At 64.5% G+C, this 17,347-nt stretch carries 14 protein-coding genes; 11 read left to right on the top strand and 3 right to left on the bottom strand.

Annotation, left to right across the window (positions count from 1 at the left end; translation table 11 throughout):
• The first annotated feature begins 154 nt into the window (after positions 1-154).
• The 6 genes from ACZ5AC_RS08235 to ACZ5AC_RS08210 all read left to right on the top strand — a co-directional run bounded on the left by ACZ5AC_RS08235 (position 155) and on the right by ACZ5AC_RS08210 (position 6,260).
• Positions 155-1,276 carry an OmpA family protein gene (locus tag ACZ5AC_RS08235; protein WP_464250464.1) on the top strand — a complete coding sequence of 374 codons (1,122 nt, stop codon included), beginning with the start codon at positions 155-157 and terminating at the stop codon, positions 1,274-1,276.
• Between the two features lie 144 nt (positions 1,277-1,420).
• Positions 1,421-2,998 carry a dephospho-CoA kinase gene (coaE, locus tag ACZ5AC_RS08230; RefSeq protein ID WP_464250463.1) on the top strand — a complete coding sequence of 526 codons (1,578 nt, stop codon included), beginning with the start codon at positions 1,421-1,423 and terminating at the stop codon, positions 2,996-2,998.
• Positions 2,999-3,000: 2 nt separating this feature from the next.
• A complete protein-coding gene (locus ACZ5AC_RS08225; protein ID WP_464250462.1) occupies positions 3,001-3,714 on the top strand; it encodes a rhomboid family intramembrane serine protease in 714 nt (237 codons plus the stop codon).
• A gap of 95 nt (positions 3,715-3,809) precedes the next feature.
• Positions 3,810-4,577: an ABC transporter ATP-binding protein gene (locus tag ACZ5AC_RS08220; protein ID WP_464250461.1), complete on the top strand. Its 768-nt coding sequence runs from the start codon at positions 3,810-3,812 to the stop codon at positions 4,575-4,577.
• Positions 4,565-5,746, top strand: a complete 1,182-nt coding sequence (locus ACZ5AC_RS08215) for a SufB/SufD family protein (protein ID WP_464250460.1) — start codon at positions 4,565-4,567, stop codon at positions 5,744-5,746. Before ACZ5AC_RS08220 ends, ACZ5AC_RS08215 begins: the two co-directional genes overlap by 13 nt.
• 61 nt (positions 5,747-5,807) lie before the next feature.
• Positions 5,808-6,260 (top strand): metal-dependent hydrolase, encoded by a 453-nt coding sequence (locus tag ACZ5AC_RS08210; protein ID WP_464250459.1) that lies wholly within the window; start codon positions 5,808-5,810, stop codon positions 6,258-6,260.
• 181 nt (positions 6,261-6,441) lie between these two features.
• On the opposite strand, the gene ACZ5AC_RS08205 is transcribed toward ACZ5AC_RS08210, so the two are convergent.
• Both ACZ5AC_RS08205 and ACZ5AC_RS08200 read right to left on the bottom strand, forming a co-directional pair.
• Complete coding sequence (locus ACZ5AC_RS08205; RefSeq protein WP_464250458.1) at positions 6,442-9,594, bottom strand: hypothetical protein; 3,153 nt, start codon at positions 9,592-9,594, stop codon at positions 6,442-6,444.
• An 18-nt stretch (positions 9,595-9,612) separates the two neighbouring features.
• A complete protein-coding gene (locus ACZ5AC_RS08200; RefSeq protein WP_464250457.1) occupies positions 9,613-10,032 on the bottom strand; it encodes a response regulator in 420 nt (139 codons plus the stop codon).
• Positions 10,033-10,197: 165 nt separating this feature from the next.
• Here ACZ5AC_RS08200 and ACZ5AC_RS08195 point away from each other — a divergent pair, with 165 nt between their 5' ends.
• Genes ACZ5AC_RS08195 through ACZ5AC_RS08180 form a run of 4 tightly spaced genes read left to right on the top strand, consistent with a single transcriptional unit; the run spans position 10,198 to position 15,072 of the window.
• On the top strand, positions 10,198-12,639 hold the full coding sequence (locus tag ACZ5AC_RS08195; protein ID WP_464250456.1) for a DNA internalization-related competence protein ComEC/Rec2: 2,442 nt from the start codon (positions 10,198-10,200) through the stop codon (positions 12,637-12,639).
• Positions 12,636-12,818: a hypothetical protein gene (locus tag ACZ5AC_RS08190; RefSeq protein ID WP_464250455.1), complete on the top strand. Its 183-nt coding sequence runs from the start codon at positions 12,636-12,638 to the stop codon at positions 12,816-12,818. The genes ACZ5AC_RS08195 and ACZ5AC_RS08190 overlap by 4 nt, the downstream gene beginning before the upstream one ends.
• The gene (gene lptF / locus ACZ5AC_RS08185; protein WP_464250454.1) at positions 12,815-13,993 is read left to right on the top strand and encodes an LPS export ABC transporter permease LptF; all 1,179 of its coding nucleotides are present in this window, start codon (positions 12,815-12,817) and stop codon (positions 13,991-13,993) included. The genes ACZ5AC_RS08190 and lptF overlap by 4 nt, the downstream gene beginning before the upstream one ends.
• On the top strand, positions 13,990-15,072 hold the full coding sequence (locus ACZ5AC_RS08180) for an LptF/LptG family permease (protein ID WP_464250453.1): 1,083 nt from the start codon (positions 13,990-13,992) through the stop codon (positions 15,070-15,072). The genes lptF and ACZ5AC_RS08180 overlap by 4 nt, the downstream gene beginning before the upstream one ends.
• A 108-nt stretch (positions 15,073-15,180) precedes the next feature.
• Here ACZ5AC_RS08180 and ACZ5AC_RS08175 read toward each other — a convergent pair whose 3' ends face one another.
• The gene (locus ACZ5AC_RS08175) at positions 15,181-15,801 is read right to left on the bottom strand and encodes a TetR/AcrR family transcriptional regulator (protein ID WP_464250452.1); all 621 of its coding nucleotides are present in this window, start codon (positions 15,799-15,801) and stop codon (positions 15,181-15,183) included.
• 272 nt (positions 15,802-16,073) lie between these two features.
• On the opposite strand from ACZ5AC_RS08175, the gene ACZ5AC_RS08170 reads away from it, so the two are divergent.
• Entirely contained in the window at positions 16,074-17,336 is a 1,263-nt protein-coding gene (locus tag ACZ5AC_RS08170; RefSeq protein WP_464250451.1) for an OmpP1/FadL family transporter, read from the top strand.
• Positions 17,337-17,347 lie beyond the last annotated feature (11 nt).

Below are 17,347 nucleotides of genomic sequence, written 5' to 3'. Positions count from 1 at the left end.
TCACTTGCGGTCAAGTCCGGTCCAGACTGTAGGGAATTTTCATTTCGCCCCAGAGGGGCTTTGACAACAAACTGTAAAAGTCATAACAATGGACTCCATAGGAGTATTGGTAATTCATTATTTCAAACGGAACCGCAAACAGGGGAGTGAGCCTATGAAAGCAACGAAACTGATCCTTTTGAGTCTGGTGCTGGTGGCGATCGCCGTTTCATCCGGCTTCGCCGCCGAAAAGTATGTGAAGAAAGTGGACAATTTCATAATCCTCGTAGACCGTTCGGGCTCCATGGATGAAAAGTATGTGGGGACCAAGGACAAGAAAATCGTTCTGGCCAAGAGCATCCTCGAACGCATGAACGCCATGATCCCCGAACTGGGCTATAACGGCGGCCTGAGCCTCGCGGCCTACGCCAAGCAGATCCAGGCCCTCGAACCCTTTGCCGCCGCTTCCTACGGCGCTTCCATCGCCAAGGTCCCGACCGTCATCGGCAGCAACCCGACCCCGCTGTCCGAGGGCCTGAAGGCCCTTGAGCCCGCCCTGCAGGGCGCCTCCGGCCGTAACGCCGTCATCATCCTGTCCGACGGACAGGAGAACGTCGGCACGGATTCCCTCAAGACCGCGGCCGCCATGGCCGAAAAGTACAACGTGTGCTTCCACACCATCAGCTTCGCCGACACTGTGGACGGCAACCAGAAGCTGCTGGACGACATCACCGCCCTGAAGCCCTGCGGCGTCGGCGTCTCCGCCGCGCAGCTGGCCGATGACGCGGCCATGAAGAAGTTCGTCAAGGACGTGTTCTATGACGACGCTTCCGACCCCTGCGCCCTGGACGACGACGGCGACGGCGTGGGCAACTGCGTCGACAAGTGCCCCGACACCATCAAGGGCCTGGCCGTCGATTCCAACGGCTGCCCGATCCCCGATGTCGTGCGCCTCATGGTCAACTTCGACTTCGACAAGTACAACGTCAAGCCCGAGTACCATCAGGTCCTGGCCGACTTCGCCGAGTACATGAAGAAGCAGCAGTCCTTCACCGTGGTTGAGATCGCCGGTCACACCGACTCCGTCGGCTCCGACGCCTACAACCTGAAGCTGTCCGACCGCCGCGCCAAGAGCGTGCGCGACTACCTGGTCAAGAACTTCGGCCTGGACGAGAAGCTGTTCTCCTCCAAGGGTTACGGCGAGAGCAAGCCCATCGCCACCAACGACACCGAAGCCGGCCGGGCCCAGAACCGCCGCATCGAAGCCGAGCTGAAGGGCGTCTACAAGAAGAAGTAAGCCTTAGCTCTTTCCGACCACTCAAGGCGGCTCCTCGCGGGGCCGCCTTTTTGTTGTCAGGGCTGCCAAAGCCGCATACGCATTTTGCGGAAAGGAAAACGTTCGTCCACTGGGGCGCGCGGGAAACCGGAACAGGAAACGGACATGCAGGAATTCGTGGAAAGGGCCCAGGCGGCCGACGGCGGCCAGAGGCTCGACGCCTTCTGGCAGGGAATCCTCGACGAGGAGGGCGTGACCCGCAGCCGGGTCCAGGCCTGGATCCGTGACGGGCGTGCGCGCGTCGACGGGCGGGTCTGCGCCAAGCCGGCGACGAAGGTTCTTCCGGGCCAGGTGCTGAGCCTGCTGCCGGAATTCCCGGATTCGGACATCGTCCCCGACGACGGCCCGCTGTGCGTCCTCTACGCCGACGAGCACCTCGCCGTGTTGGACAAGGAGGCCGGGCTGACGGTCCATCCCGCTCCGTCCGTGACCGGTACGACCCTGGTGCACCGGGCCGCCGCCCACTTCCCGTCCCTGTCGGCCCTGGGCGGACAGCGCCCCGGCGTGGTCCATCGTCTGGACAAGGACACCTCCGGCCTCATGGTCCTGGCCCTCTCCGAGCCGGCCAGGCTGGCCCTGTCCGAGAGTTTCGCCTCGCGCGACGTGTCCAAGGAATACCTGGCCCTGGTGGCCGGGGTGCCGCCGTCTTCGGGCGTCGTGACCCTGCCCCTGGACCGCCACCCGAGCATCAAGACGCGCATGGCCGTGGCCGAGCGGGGCGGACGGCCGGCCGAAAGCCGCTACCGGCTCCTGTGGACGGCTCCGGACCGCAGCGCCTCCCTGGTGCGGGTGCGCATCCTCACGGGCCGCACGCACCAGATCCGCGTGCACATGACCGCATTGGGCCACCCGCTGCTCGGCGACGCAGTCTACGCCGACAGGAAGACGGCCGCCCGGGCCCCGCGGCAGATGCTGCACGCCTGGCGGCTGCGCTTCCGGCATCCCGCAGGCGGCGAGGAGCTTTCCTTTTCGGTCCCGCCGCCGGACGATTTTCTTCACGTGTTGCATGAACTTTCCCGGCAGCGGGTCTGCATCGGGCTGACCGGGGCCGTCGGCAGCGGCAAGTCCACGGTGCGGGCCGCGGTGGAGGAGGCGGGCGTGCCGGTCTTCTGCGCGGATCGGGTCGTGGCCGGGTCCTATGCCCGCGGCGGGGAGGGCTGCGCCATCCTGGAGCATCACTTCGGGAAGCGTTTCTCCGCTCCGGGCGGAGGCATCGACAAGGATCGCCTGCGCGAGGCCATGCAGGACCCGAGCCTGCGGCGGGAAGTGGAGCGCCTCGTCCATCCCCTGGTCCGCCACGCCCTGGCCGAGTTCAGGGCACGCCACGACGAGGACGTGACCCTGGCCGAGATCCCGCTCCTGTGCGAGGCCGGGCTGGCCGGCGAGACGGACCTGGTGGCGACGGTCTTCTGCCCCGACGGCGTGCGCCATGAGCGCCTGCACGGCCGGGGCTGGTCCGAGGAACGCATCGCCGAGATCGACTCCTGGCAATGGTCCCAGGCCAGAAAGGTGCGCGCCGCGCATCTGGTCATCGACAACTCCGGCTCCCTGGACGAGCTGCGGACCCGAGCCGGGGCCATGCTCGGTGTGGTGCTCGGCATGCTGCGCGCCCGCTCCGAACGGGACATGGAGACGTTGCGCGACCTCTTCGAACACCCAGACACCTTCGACGAAACGGACTGACCATGCTCCCTCTGCGCGACAACATTCCTTCCCGGCACAAGCCGTACGTCATGTGGACCCTGCTCGGGGTCAACGTCATCGTGTTCCTGCTTTTCGTCGGCCTGTCGCCGGCCCAGGAATTCAAGCTCTTCCATCTTCTGGGCGTGGTCCCGGCCCGCTTCTTCCACCCCGACTGGGCCATGTGGCAGGGCTACCCCGAAAACGCCTGGCTGCCGCTCTTCTCGCACATGTTCCTGCATTCGGGCTGGCTGCACCTCATCGTCAACATGTGGACCCTGTGGATCTTCGGCGACAACGTCGAGGACGTCATGGGACCCGTGCGCTTCCCGATCTTCTACGTACTCTGCGGACTGTGCGCGCTCGGCGTGCACATGGTCACGAGCCCGAATTCGACGGTGCCCGTCGTGGGCGCCTCGGGAGCCATCGCCGGGGTCATGGGCGCCTACTTCTTCCTTTACCCCCACGCCAAGGTCGTGACCTTCCTGCCGGTGCTGATCATTCCCTTCATCTTCGAACTGCCGGCGGTCTTCTACCTCGGGGCGTGGTTCCTGACCCAGGTCTTCTCGGGGATGCTCGCCCCGGCGGGCGGGGGAGGGGTGGCCTGGTGGGCGCACATCGGCGGGTTCGTGGCCGGCATGGTTCTGCTGCGCTTCTTCCGCGACGACTCGCGCTGCTACTACTGCTATCGCTCGGAATCGTTCAAGGAGTGGAAGTAGGGCGGCTGGACATTTGGGGCCTCCTCCATTAAGCGCAATCTCTTGCCTTGACGCGCCCTCCGGGCCGCTCTTCATACCACCATAGGGATGCCAATATGCTTCAGATCGAAAACCTGCATGTCAGTATCGGCGAACGGGAAGTCCTCAAGGGGATCAACCTGAACATCGACGAAGGCGAAACCTTCATCCTCTTCGGCCCCAACGGGTCCGGCAAGACCACCCTGCTCATGACCCTCATGGGCTTTTCCGGCTACACGGTCACGGCCGGCCGGATCGTCTTCAAGGGCACGGACATCACCGCCATGCCGACCTACGAGCGCGCGCGCCTGGGGATCGGCATGTCCTTCCAGCGGCCGCCGACCATCCACGGCCTCAAGACCCGGCATCTGGTCTCCATGTGCGCTCGCGGCCGAGAGGTGGACGTGGACGCCATGGCCAAGACCGTCAATTTCGCCGATTTCCTGGAGCGCGACATCAACTCCGGCTTCTCCGGCGGCGAGATCAAGCGCTCGGAGCTGCTGCAGCTCATGGCCCAGAACCCGAGCCTCGTCCTCTTCGACGAGCCCGAGTCGGGCGTGGACCTCGAAAACATGGCCCTCATCGGCCACACGGCCCGGGCGCTGCTGGACGGCGCGGCCGAGCCCAAGCCGGACACCTGCATGCGCGACCTGCGCCGCAGCAACAAGACCTCCGGCCTGATCATCACCCACACGGGCTACATCCTCGACTACGTCAACGCCGACCGCGGCCAGGTCATGTACAACGGCGTGCTGTGCTGCGACACTCGCCCCACGCGGCCGCGCGACATTCTGGATCACATCAGCAAGTACGGCTACAAGGAGTGCATCAGATGTCTGAACTGAACCAAACCCTGGTCGATCTGAACTCCTACGCCTTTTCCGGCCAGCAGAGCGCCGACCTGCCCGACCTGTCGACCCTGTCCGAGGACAGCAAGCGCGAGCTGCGTATGGTCGGCGTGGACGTGGACGCCGAAGAGCAGCGCGCCGGCACCTTCCTGCAGTTCGACCACTCCACGGTGCACTGCAGGACGTCCGCCAAGGGCGTGGAGGTGCTGGGCATCCGCCAGGCGCTCAAGAAGTACGACGGCCTGCCCGAGTACTTCTGGAAGGCCATGGACCCCGACAAGGACGAATTCACCCGCGCCGCGGCCCGCGAGGAGCTGCACGGCGGCTACTTCATCCGCACCGAGAAGGGCGCCAAAGTGGCCGAGCCGGTCCAGTCCTGCCTGTTCATCAAGGGTCAGAACGTGGGCCAGAACGTGCACAACATCGTGGTCGTGGAGGAGGACTCCGAGGTCCACATCATCACCGGCTGCGCCACGTCCCACGGCGTGACCTCGGCCCTGCACCTGGGCATCTCGGAATTCTACATCAAGAAGGGCGGCAAGCTGACCTTCACCATGGTCCACAACTGGGGCGAGGACGTCGTGGTCCGGCCGCGCACCGTGGGCATCGTCGAGGAGCACGGCGTCCTGCAGAACAACTACGTTCTGCTGAAGAAGGTCAGGTCCGTGCAGTCCTACCCGACCATCCACCTGAACGGCGAGGGCGCGGTGGCGCGCTTCAACTCCGTCATCGTCACGCCCGAGGGCTCCCACGTGGACACGGGCAACCGCATCGTGCTGAACGCCCCGAACACCCGCGGCGAGATCATCTCCCGCACCATCACCACCGGCGGCACCATCGTGGCCCGCGGAGAGATCATCGGCAACGACGTGCCGGCCCGCGGACACCTGGAGTGCAAGGGCCTGATCCTCGGCGGCGGCATCATTCACGCCATCCCCGAGCTGCAGGGGCGCGTGCCCGGCGTGGAGCTGTCCCACGAGGCGGCCGTGGGCAAGATCGCCCAGGAGGAGATCGAGTACCTGATGGCCCGCGGCCTGGACGAGGACGAGGCCACCTCGACCATCGTGCGCGGGTTCCTGAACGTGGAGATCATGGGGCTGCCGCAGGAACTGCGGGAGTCCATCGACAGGACCATCGCCGAGCTGGACGCCGGCGACGCAATGTAGAAGCTTGTCATCGACCGCAAGGGCCCGGCTTGTCCGGGCCTTTGCATTTTCGGAGGTTCGCGTGCCGGGATACAAGGGACATCTCGTCGGCGGGGCGCTGACGGGCGCGGCGGTGCTTGGCGGGTTGATATGGAGCGGGACGTACGTCCCCGACATGCCGCAGATGGCCGTTCTCGGCGCCTTGGTGCTGCTGGGCAGCCTGTTTCCGGACGTGGACACGGACTCGCGCGGCCAGCACATCTTCTATCTGACCCTGGCGGTCCTGGACTTCGCCCTCATCGTGCAGGGGCACTACAAATGGGCCGCGGTTCTCGGTTTCGCGGCCATGTTCCCCGCCATCGGCTCCCATCGCGGCTGGACCCATACCTGGTGGGCCATGCTCCTCATCCCCCTGCCCCTGGCCCTCTTCCCCATCTGGCTCTACGGCGCCTCACCCAGGTCCATGGCCCCGTTCTACGGCGCGGCCGTTGTCGGGTATTTCTCGCACCTGATGCTCGACCGCAAGTGGAGCTGATGAGATCGGCGCTCGCCGGAGAGGTTTTGAGCCTTGGATTCTCGCCTCCCTGTCGGGCATACGTTCGAGGGTTTGACGAATCACCATCGGCCCTGCCCCGATGTCATTCCCGCGAAGGCGGGAATCCATGCTTCTTCAGCACGACCGCGGCCTGCCGGGCGCATGTCGCCCCTTGTCCCCTTCAGCGTAGCTTCCTGCTTTTCGCCATTTCCTCCATGTCGCGCAGGTACCTGTCCGAACGGTCCAGGTAGAACGCCAGGGCCTTGGAGAAGTTCTTGCCCACCAACCCGTCCACGAACATCTGGCTGATCTCCCGGTAGCGCTTGAGCACGTACTGGGAGCGCAGGAAGATGAGCCACTCCTCCTTGCTCATGTCCCGGGAGATGATCTCCAGGGCCTTGGCCGCGCGCGGCTGGTAGAGCCAGAAGTACATGCAGTCCAGTGCGTTGACGATGAGCACCTTTTCCAGGTCGCGGGCCTCGTAGGAGATGGTCTCGATGAACATTTTGGGCGACTGCAGCATGTCCAGCACGTCCTCCTCGGGGAAGAGCACGTCCAGGCGGGCGAAGGCGTCGTACATGCCGACCAGCTTGGCGCGATAGTCGGCCAAGCGGGTGCGGACGTTGTTGTGGCGGTCGCCCAGGCCCTCGATGATGGCCGCGACGCAATCGGAGGCGAACTTGGAGACGATGGCCGCCCATTTCTGCAGGATGTCCTCCACGCCCGTGACCATGGCCATGTGCATGACACCGGCCAGGGAGCTGTTGAACAGCACGGCCAGCGGGATGGACAGGATGCTGCGGAAGAAGTTGGCCAGGATCACGGCGCGGGGCAGGCCGCGGAACGTGTTGTGGCTCGAGATGTAGATGCCGTTGGCCAGGGCCATGGACGCGAAAAGCAGCATTGGGTCCGTGGCCGTGGTTACGCCGAAGGTCCGGTCCAGGATGATGGTCTTGACCAGAAGGTCCAGCAAAGGGACCGAGAAGCCCGTGAACAGCAGGTCGTCGGCGATTCGGCTCCAGCTGATCAGCGAATTCCACTGCACCAGGGGCGAGCGCCGCAGGCCCCCGCCGCCGAGCACGGCCTGCAGGACGTTGCGTACGCCCGTGATGCCGAACCAGATGAAGCCGCCCATATACGCCAGCACCCACCAGTCCTTGGTCAGGGCGAAGGTCAGGAAGGCCGGGATGAAACCGGCCAGGATCTTCAGCCCGTTCTTGAGGGCCGTGTTCATGTACTTGAGGGAGAGGGGCGCGGCCGTTTCGCCGGTCTGCTCCGTGAGCCGCAGGCCGTTGTCGTGCTCCAGCTGAACGCCGCCCAGGGTGACGATGTTGCCCGGCCGCTTGGGGTGGATGTCGATGCGGTCCAGGAACCATTCCAGGTTTGTCCGGCAGCCGATGCGCTCCAGGCCCGGAATCCTGCGCACTGTCCGCAGTAGCGGGGTGTCGTCGGCCAGACAGTGGCAGCACGACCGCGTGTGCATCGTCATCCTGGCCGTGACGGGCAGGAGTTTGCGCTGACCGCCCTGGCTCAGGGCGATCTTCCGCGCGCGCTCGGGCAGGGTCTCAAGCACAACCACGCCCATGCCGTACAGGTGTCGGGACTGCCCCGTGGAGCCGCTGCCGATGCGCGATCCCAGGGGACGGGACTTGTAGTGGCGGTGAAAGTTCTCGATGTCGAACAGGATGTCGAGCAGCTTGTCCTTGCGGGCGTCCATGTCCGCAAGCTCCGTCTCGATCTCCGCGATGCGTGACAGGTCGTCCCTGCCGCACGCCAGGGCAAGCGTGTTGGACAGCACCAGCCGGTCCTCCTCGAAGGACCATATCACGGCGCGGATGGCGCGCTTCAGGGCGATGACGTTGTCCTCGTTCAGGGCCTTCTGCAGTTCGGCGATCTGGGCGCAGGTCCGTTCCGGGCTGATCAGGTCGACCGCGTCCCCTGGGCAGCCTTTCTGTCCGGTCGGGGGCAGGGACCATTTGCCCCTGGTCACGTCCTTGAGGTTGTAGAGTTCGATGTTGCTGACATGTCCCCGGCAATCGTAGAGGATTTCCAGGGCGTCAGCCGTCGACAGGTTGCTCAGGTTCAGGGTGAAGTGGGAGCTGGAGTGGAACTTGGCCAGCCTGGGCAGCAGTTCCCCGATGTGCAGGCGCAGCAGGTGCGGCACCTCGCCGGAGTCCTGGGGCACCGTGGGGTCGTGCAGATCGGGGTTGCGGCAGGGCTGCAGGTAGCGCGAGATGAGCAGGTCCGAATCGATGGCGTTCAGGGCGTCGAGGCGCGTCTGCAGTTCTAAGCGGCGTTCAGGGGAGGCCTTGGCGTATTCCCGGGCCATGTGCCGCGCGGCGTCCTGCAGCCTGGGTTGCAGTCCGCTCTGGATGTATTTGGCCAGGTGCAGGAGCGACGGCTGGCCCGTACCGACAAAAGCCCGGAAGCCGACCTCGTCGAGCTCGTCCAGGATCAGGCCGAACTCCTCCTCCATGGCGGCGCGGTGGGTGAGGTTGTACGCCGCGAGGGCCTCGAAGACGTACTTCTGCTGGTAGGCCGAGATCTGGCGCCCTTCGTTCATGAAGGCGCGTACGGGCTGCTCCTCCAGAAAGTCCTGGAAGGACTTGGGGTCCGTGTAGCTTTGCGGCTCCCAGATGACGCGGACGTACTTGCCCCTGAAGCGCGAGGAGACCTCGATGCCGATGCGGATGTGCATGTCCAGGATGCGTCCAGCTTCCAGCAGCTCTCTCGCCACCTCGGCGTCCACGTAGTTGTAGTAGACCACGGTCAGGAAGCGGATGCCCTTGATCCAGGCGTCCATGACCAGATGGGTCGGGGATTTCCGGCCCTTGGTGTTGGCGTCGTGCACGTGGTGGTCGAAGGCCAGCTGGTTCCACTCCTCGGGCATTTCCAGGAGGTGGTATTTCTCCAGTTCCGCCCGCACCACGCGGGGCTTGCCCGAGGAGGCCATGCGGAAGTCATGGGCCAGGCGCAGCTGGGCCCGCTCGTCGTCCTTGTGCCGGACCAGCTCCTTCATGATCTGCAGGAGGACGCGCGAGGTGTTCTTCTGCAGGTAGAACGTGTTCGAGAGCAGGATTTCGTCCCTGAGGGCGCGCAGGGCGCTGATACGGTCCGCGGCCTTGCCGCCCTCCAGGGAGCCCAGCAGGCTCGCGATGGCGTAGGCCACCCGCAGCACGCCGGGAGCGGCCATCTCCTTGATGCCGTGGGGATGCATGCAGCTGTCGATCAGCGAGCGGACGCTGGCCCGCTCCGCGGAGCGGTGCAGGACGTCGTTGACGATGCGCAGCAGCGTGGAGTCGTTGGCGTCGAAGAAGAAACGTGAATTCGCCACGCGGGTTTCCGGTAGAGGCTAGGCCTGGCCGTCGGCCGGGGACCCGTTGTTCTGGCGTCGTTCGTTCAGGGATTTCTTCCGGTACGCATCCTCGAGCTTGTAGAGCAGGTCTTCGAGGTCCGCGGGCTTCATCAGATAGTCGAAGGCCCCGCAGCCCATGCCCTGCATGGCCGCATCGATGCTGGCGTGCCCGGTCAGCATGATGACCTCGGTGGTGGGCCACTGCGCCTTGATGCGTTTTAAAACCTCGATCCCGTCCATGCCCGGCATCTTCACATCCAGCACGACCACGTCCCGCGCTTCCTCGGCCAGCATGGCCAGGGCCTGCTCGCCCCTCGATGCGCCCTGGGCGCGAATGCCGCGCTTGGACAGCCGCTTGATGATGGTGCGCAGGAAATCCTCCTCGTCGTCTACCAGAAGTACAGAAAATTCTTCCATTGGAGCTCCCTGAAATCGTTGATCGCTTTCCGGTCCACAGCGCCCATCCATAGCCTGAGAAGGCGCGGACAGGCAATGTCCTTCTTGGTACCTCGTAGCGCGCCTACCGCCTCATGCCCATGACAGGATACACGGCATCTGCTAGCCGGCGGGGTGGAGGTTTGCGTGCGCCAGGTCGTCATCATACCGCTGCCCTGGCAGCTTTGCCTTCTGGCCTGGCTCTGTGGCCTCTTCGCCTGGGAGTTTCCCGTGCCGGCAGGCCTGGCCTGCCTTGTGTCCGTTTTTGCCTTTGCCCGGGGGCGCTGGCTTGCGGCGTGCATGGTTGCCGCATTCGTCCTGGGACTGGCCCTGGAAATGCCGCGGTCCGGGGACGGGGCGACCGGCTGGAACGTCGAGGCTCGCGTGTCGGGCGTCGTGCGGGAGGTCAGGACGCACCCTGGCCGGCGGGTCACGATCGTCGCGTCGGATGTGGTCCGTGCGGACACGGGAGCGGCCTTGCCGGGACGGTTGGCCTGGACCTGGATCGACCCGCCGACGTTGCCCGAGGCCGGGCGAACCTTCGACACCCGCTTGCGCATCCGTGAACTGCGAGGACGGCACAATTTCGGGCTTTCGAGCAACGAGGACTACTGGTCGCGCCAGGGCGTCCGGCACAGGGCCTTCTCGCGGGGGCGCGCGGACGTGCGCTGGGAGGACGGAGGCAGGTCGCTGCGAAGCAGGCTTCTGGAGGCCGTGGAAAAGCGAGTACCCGCAGGGCAGGGAGGCGCGGTTGTCCGGGCGCTGCTCTTCGGCGACAGGTTTGACCTCGATCCTGCCTTCATGGACCGCATCCGTCGCGCCGGCCTGTCCCACAGCCTGGCGCTGTCCGGCATGCATCTGGCGCTGGTGGCGGGGCTCGGAATGGTTCTGGCCAGGGGCGTCGCCGGAATCCGCCCCGGCCTGCTGCTCGTTCTCCCCCGGCAAAAGCTGGGGATTCTCCTGTCTCTGCCTCTGGTCCTCGGATACATGTGGCTGGGCGGCTTCACCCCGTCCCTGCTGCGCGCCGCACTCATGCTCACGGCCCTGGCCCTGCATCTGCTGCGCGGCGTGCGGACCCATCCTCAGGACACCCTCTTCGCCGCAGTGGCGGCTCTCGTCGTGTCGGATCCGGGCATGGCGCGCGACGTGGGCTTGCAGCTTTCGGTTCTGGCCGTGGCGGGCATCGTCCTCTTCATGCCGCATTTTTCGGGCCCCCTGGAGCCGTTGCGGCAAAGGGGCCGGGTGGGGCGGTGGGCATGCGGCCTGCTGACCATGGGGGCCGTGACGGTCTGCGCCAATCTTTTCATCCTGCCGGTCCAGGCCCTGTATTTCTTCGAGACGCCCGTGCATCTGTGGCTCAATCTCCTCTGGCTGCCCGTCCTCGGCATGGCGGTCATGCCGTTGTCCTTTCTGGGGCTCTTCGCCGTCTTCGTCTCCGGAGAGGCGGCGCAGCTTTGCTTCTTCCTGGCGGGACTTGGTGTTGAAGCCCTGGACCGGGGCCTCGCGGCTCTGGATGCGGCGGGAGCTCTCCGCGCCGCAGCCGTGTTGCGGCCCGAAGGCGTCGAGGTGGTCGGCTACTGGGCCGTGCTCCTGGCGGCGAGCGCGCTGTTGGGAGCGAGCCGGCCCGCACCGAAAGCCATGGCCGTTCTCGGGCTGGGCCTGCTGCTCATGTCCGCGCCGTCCGTGCGTGACGAACTGGGCTTGGGCGGCGAGGCGGTGGAGCTGACGGTGCTGGATACGGGCATGAGCCAAGCCGTCAGCATCCGCGGGCCGTCGGGCCGCATGGTGCTCGTGGACGGGGCCGGAGGGTGGAGCGCCGACTATGACCCGGGCCGGGCCCTGGTGGCGCCCGCCCTGGCCTGGGGGCGGCCGCCCAGGCTGGACGGCGTGGTGCTGTCCCATGTGGACTCGGACCACTCCCGGGGCCTGCTGTACATCCTGGAGTCTTTCGAGGTCGGGTACTTCGCCTGGTCCGGCCTGGTGGACCGCAGCGAGGACTCGCGGCGTCTGGAGCAGCTCATGTCGAGGAAACTGTGGCCGGAGCGCACGGTGCGCGCCGGGGATTGCATCGACATCGAGCCGGGTCTGTGGCTCGAGGTCCTGCACCCTTCCGTCGAAGAGCGGGGCATGTCCGGGAATGAGACGTCCGTGGTGCTGCGCCTGGTGTGGAGGGGCAGGGGGCTCGCGTTGCTCCCGGGGGACGCGGAGAGGAGGGCTCTGGACAGCGTGTTGCTTTCCGGCGACGGCCTCGCGGCCGAGGTCCTGGTCCTGCCGCATCACGGTTCCAGATCAAGCCTGAAGCCAAGACTGTATGAACAGGTCGGTGCAGCCTGGGCCGTGGCCGCCTGCGGCCCCGACAACCGCTTCGGGTTTCCACATCCGGAGGTGGTCCTGGCCTGCGAGCGGGCCGGGAGCCCGGTCCTGACCACGGCCGCCTGCGGCGCGGTCCGGTTCCGCTGGGACGGCGACGGCCCGGTGCGGGTGCGCTGCGCCAGGCACGGTTCGGCCGGCGCCCCTGACGCATTGTGCCCGGCGCGCCTTTCCTGTATGCCCCCTCTCGAACAGCACAACCCAAGGAGCGGTCAATGACCACCATCATGCCTACGGACAAGAATCTGCGCAACGCCATTGCCTGGATCGAGGAGCATCGGCGCGGCGACGCCGATCTCAAGGGCCTCATGGCCCAGGCGTCCACCCGATTCAACCTCACGCCCACGGAGGAGCTGGCTTTGGCCAAATTCTACCGCGAGGAGGCGGCCTCACGGTGATCCGTCCGCCTCTGCTGCAGCGGGAGCTGTTCCGCGAGATGCTGCTCATTTCCGGCATCTGCCTCGGGGGCTTCCTGTGCCTCATTCTCCTGGGCAGGCTCCTTCAGCTGCGTGACCTGTTCATGGCCCAGGGCGTGACGCTTCTCGATCTGCTGAAACTGTTCGTTTTTCTCAGCCCCCTGTTCCTCATTCTGCTCATTCCCGTGTCCTGCATGATGGGCCTTTTCCTGACCTTCCTGCGCATGGGCGCGGACCGCGAGCTCATCTCCCTGCGCGCCGGCGGCATCAGCTTCTGGCCCCTCATGCCCGCCCCGTTGCTCCTGTGCCTGTGTGGCACGGCCCTGACCCTGTGGATATCTCTCTCGGGCATCTCCTGGGGCATGGACAATTTCCGGCAGACCGTGGTGGAGATGGCCAGGCACAAGACGTCGGTCAACATCCAGCCCGGCGTGTTCAACACCTCCTTTCCGGGGCTGACCGTGTACGCGACGCAGGCCGATCCCGGCAGCGGTGCGCTGAGCGACGTCTTCGTCCTCGACTCATCCAAGTCCGAATCGAGCGCCACCATCGTCGCCCCCAAAGGCCTCATCGACTCCGACGTCGAGCAGGGGCAGGTCTTCGTGCTCCTCGAAAACGGGCACATCTACCGCAGGCAAGGGGAGGAGCTGTCCGTCGTCAGCTTCGACCGCTATCTCCTGTCCCTGGACATGACCAAACTCCTGGGCGGCTTCGAACTCAAGGACAAGGCCCCCAAGGAGATGTCCTGGGAGGACCTGCGCACGCTTGCGGCCGGGGCTTACGCCGACAGGAGCGAGCATTTTCAGCGCCGGGTCCAGATGGAGATGCACAAGCGGTTTTCCCTGCCCGCGGCCTGCCTGGTTCTCGGGCTTTTCGCCATGCCCCTGGCCTTTTTCTTTCAGGGCATGAAGCGCCAGTTCGGCCTGCTGGTCTGTCTGGGGGCCTTTTTCTTCTATTACGTCATGCTGTCCGCAGGCATGTCCCTGGCCGAGAGCGGAGTCGTCTCCGCGGTCTTGGCCCTCTGGACGCCCAACGTCGTTTTTCTGCTCGCCGCAGCAGGCGGCATGTGGGTGGTCGCGGGGGAACGGGAAGCCGATTTCCGGTCCATCGGAGCCTGGGTCATGCGCGCATTCGGCTTGCGCAAGGCGGACTCATGAATCTGCTGACCCGTTACATCCTTCGCCAGAACCTCTACCTGCTGCTGCTCATTTGCGGCATCGGGATGGGCATCTTCATCTTCATCGAACTGTTCGACCGCATGGACGAGTTTCTGGCGGCCGGCGTCGGGGCGGGCACCATCGCCTCCTACTTCGCCTTCCGCACGCCCTTCATCCTGGCCCAGATTTTCCCGGCCGTGTTCCTGGTCGCGCTGATGGTTCAGCTCGGTCTCATGCTGCGCAACCGGGAGCTGCTGGCCCTGCAAGCCTGCTCCGTCTCCCCGGGGAGCGTGGCCAAATCCGTGCTCTGGTACGCCCTGGCCCTGTGTCTGGTGCAGTTCTCCTTTTCCGAGGTGCTCGGCGTCAGCGGTCACAAGGCTGCGGACCGGATCTGGAACGAGGAGGTGCGCAACCGCGAGATCGCGACCCGCAAGCTGTCGGATGTCTGGTTCCGGGAAGGGGATCGCATCGTGCACATGGGCGAGGTTGTCCCGGCCGCCGGGAAAGGCAGGAATCTGACCGTCTACGTGCTGGACCCGGAGGATTCGGGCAAGGTCGCGGAGGTCGTCAAGGCGGAGAAATTCCGGTCCGCGGCGGGCGACTGGGCCCTGTCGGAGGTAACGCGCACCGTTCCCGAATCCTTCGTCGTCACCCGGGAAAAGAGCGCCTCTCTCGACCTGCGCACCGACGTGGCCAGCTTCCTGATCATCGACCCCAAGACCAAGCTCGAATCCCTTCCGCTGTGGCAACTCGGGAGCGAGATACGGCGGCTGCGCGATTCGGGGTCGAACATCGAGCGCCTGCAGACGGCCTGGCACATGAAGCTCGCCTACGCCGCCTCGGTGCTGGTCATGGCCTTCATCGCCCTGGCCGTGATCTCGGTTTTCGGGTCGCTGTACGTCATCGTCCCCGTGGGGCTGGTGACCACCTTCTGCTATTACGGTCTTTTCGTGCTCTGCGCTTCGGCAGGGGAGAACGGCCTGGTGCCCCCGATGTTGGCGGCCTGGGCGGCCAACGCACTTTTTGCGTCCCTGGCGGGCGCGCGCATGGCCATGGGCCGGTCCTTTCACCTGGGCTGAACAACCCATTCGGAGGCGAGCGATGATCTGGTGGATTACTCTGGGCGGTTTCCTGCTCGGATGCCTGGTGGCCTATGCCTTGATCCAGGGCGGCAAGGACGACGAGGATTAGCCGGCAACCGGCGCTGTCTGGGCCGATTCGAGATATTTCGTCAGGATGCTCAGGATTTCCGGGTAGAAGTCGTCGGAAAAGCTCAGACCCAGGATGTTCTCACCGGCCAGAAGCCGGGCTCGGGTGGAGCCGAAGACGGTGGAGAAGATGACGCTGGCCGCGAGGGTGGTATCGAGATCGGCGCGGATGGAGCCGTCTTTGATCCCGGCTTCGATGCAGCCGAGCATCTTCTGCACGACCTGCGAGCAGACGGCCAGAATCTCCGAGTTGTCGGCATCGACGGTGTTGGCCAGGAAGGGGGAGCAGCGCAGCAGGGTCAGGAACCCGGACTCCGGGGTGGTCGAGGCCTTGAGGATGCATTTGGCGAAGTTGATGACGCTGCTCAGTCCGTCCGAGGCGTAGTAAAGGCTCTCGTCGATCTTGCCGAGCAGGTCTTTGAGAATGGAAATTTCCACCAGCTGAAAAAGATTTTCCTTGCTGCCGTAGTGGTGGGCGATGAGTCCGTCGGCGATGCCGGCCTCCTGGGCGATACGCTTGTAGGTGGTTTCCGCGTAGCCGAGTTCGCCGAAAAGCCGTTTGGCCGTGTCCAGTATCCGTTCCTTGTTGCCTTTGACCACGCTCCTCTCCTTGCCGTCTGCGATTTGCCGATTCTCTTACCCAGCCCGCGTTCCCCAGTCTACCGTTTTTCTCCGATTGCGCTATGCGTCCGCTCAATACCATATTCGGCATATTCTTCGGCCATGAAGGGGAAAATGCTGTGATTGTCTGTTATTGGAAACCTCTTGACGCAAAAACCTTCTTCATTTAGCCCACTTCGAGGCGTACGCTGAGCGGCCGCTTAAATTGCTGCTGCGGGTGAGCAAACATTGTAACAAAAGGGGGAGGTTGAATGCTGAATCGTTTGAAATCATGGGCAATCGCCTGGGCGCTGGTACTGAGTACCGCGCAGTTCTGTTCCGCGGCCGGTTTCGCCATCTATGAATGGGGCGCGCGCGACATGGCGCTTGGCGGCGCCACGGTTGGCCGCGCCGACGATCCGGGGGCTCTCGCCAGCAACCCGGCGGGCATCACGCAGCTTGACGGCATTCAGGTCATGGCCGGCATCATGGGCATCCATCCGGTTCTGGATGTCGAGGCCAACGGCAAGACCGAGACCTCGGATGAGGACGCGCTGTACCTGCCTCCGCATTTTTACGCCACCTGGAAGGTCAACGACCGCTACAGCCTCGGCCTGGCGACGTTCTCGCGTTTCGGACTCGGAACTGTGTTCGACGACGACTGGGAAGGCCGCTACAATTCTTATGAGGCCACCATGCAGTCCGTGTCCGTGAATCCCAACGTAGCCGTGGCAGTGACGGACAAGCTCTCCGCTGCTTTTGGTGTCGAGGCGATGTACCTGAATTTCAATCAGAAAAAAAAGTTAGATCTCAGTCGTGCTCAAATTCAGGCTTATGACGGCGACGCAGATCTGGAAGCAGACGGAATGGGTTACGGTTTTAATATGGCCCTGCATTATAAGCCTTGCCAATATGCTAAGGTTGGTTTGGCCTATCGCAGCCCCATCACCATGAAGGTGACGGGAGACGCTGACTTCTCCATCCCTTCGATAGTTGGACCTATGCCCGGAACTCTGTTTAATGATACCTCTGCATCTGGAGTGGTGACTTTGCCCGACTCCTTTTCTTTTGGCGTCGCGGTTTACCCGCTTGAAAAACTCAGTGTCGAGTTTGGCGCGGTGTACACCCTGTGGAGCAAGTACGATGAGCTGAAAATCAACTTTGGTGACCCCGTTCTCCCGAGTGCAACTCCTGACGAGAGCACTTCTCCGAAGAACTGGAACGACGTCTGGCGCTTCAACGTCGGCGTCGAGTACGCGGCCCTGGACTGGCTCGACCTGCGCCTCGGCTACGTCTACGACAACACCCCCGTGCCCGACGAGACCATCGACTACCTGCTGCCCGACAGCGACCGCCAGATCTTCAGCACCGGCCTTGGGTTCCACAAGGACAACTGGGCGGTGGACGTGAACTATTCCTACCTGCTCTTCGCGGACCGCGACATCGACGGCCGCGCCGCAGACTTCGTCTATGACGGCGAGGTCAACGACGCCGACTGCCACATCGCCGGCGTGTCCTTCACGTACAAGTTCTAGTCAGCGCTCTG

Source organism: Desulfomicrobium aestuarii (assembly GCF_055385525.1).
Note: the sequence above shows the minus strand (reverse complement) of the source record. Positions and strands in the feature narration are given on the sequence as shown.

Bases quoted from the DNA above. Each gene is read 5' to 3' on its own strand.
- coaE (WP_464250463.1), top strand. From the start codon at position 1,421: ATGCAGGAATTCGTGGAAAGGGCCCAGGCGGCCGACGGCGGCCAGAGG.
- ACZ5AC_RS08190 (WP_464250455.1), top strand. From the start codon at position 12,636: ATGACCACCATCATGCCTACGGACAAGAATCTGCGCAACGCCATTGCC.
- ACZ5AC_RS08235 (WP_464250464.1), top strand. From the start codon at position 155: ATGAAAGCAACGAAACTGATCCTTTTGAGTCTGGTGCTGGTGGCGATC.
- ACZ5AC_RS08200 (WP_464250457.1), bottom strand. From the start codon at position 10,032: ATGGAAGAATTTTCTGTACTTCTGGTAGACGACGAGGAGGATTTCCTG.
- ACZ5AC_RS08220 (WP_464250461.1), top strand. From the start codon at position 3,810: ATGCTTCAGATCGAAAACCTGCATGTCAGTATCGGCGAACGGGAAGTC.
- ACZ5AC_RS08170 (WP_464250451.1), top strand. From the start codon at position 16,074: ATGCTGAATCGTTTGAAATCATGGGCAATCGCCTGGGCGCTGGTACTG.
- ACZ5AC_RS08215 (WP_464250460.1), top strand. From the start codon at position 4,565: ATGTCTGAACTGAACCAAACCCTGGTCGATCTGAACTCCTACGCCTTT.
- ACZ5AC_RS08225 (WP_464250462.1), top strand. From the start codon at position 3,001: ATGCTCCCTCTGCGCGACAACATTCCTTCCCGGCACAAGCCGTACGTC.
- ACZ5AC_RS08180 (WP_464250453.1), top strand. From the start codon at position 13,990: ATGAATCTGCTGACCCGTTACATCCTTCGCCAGAACCTCTACCTGCTG.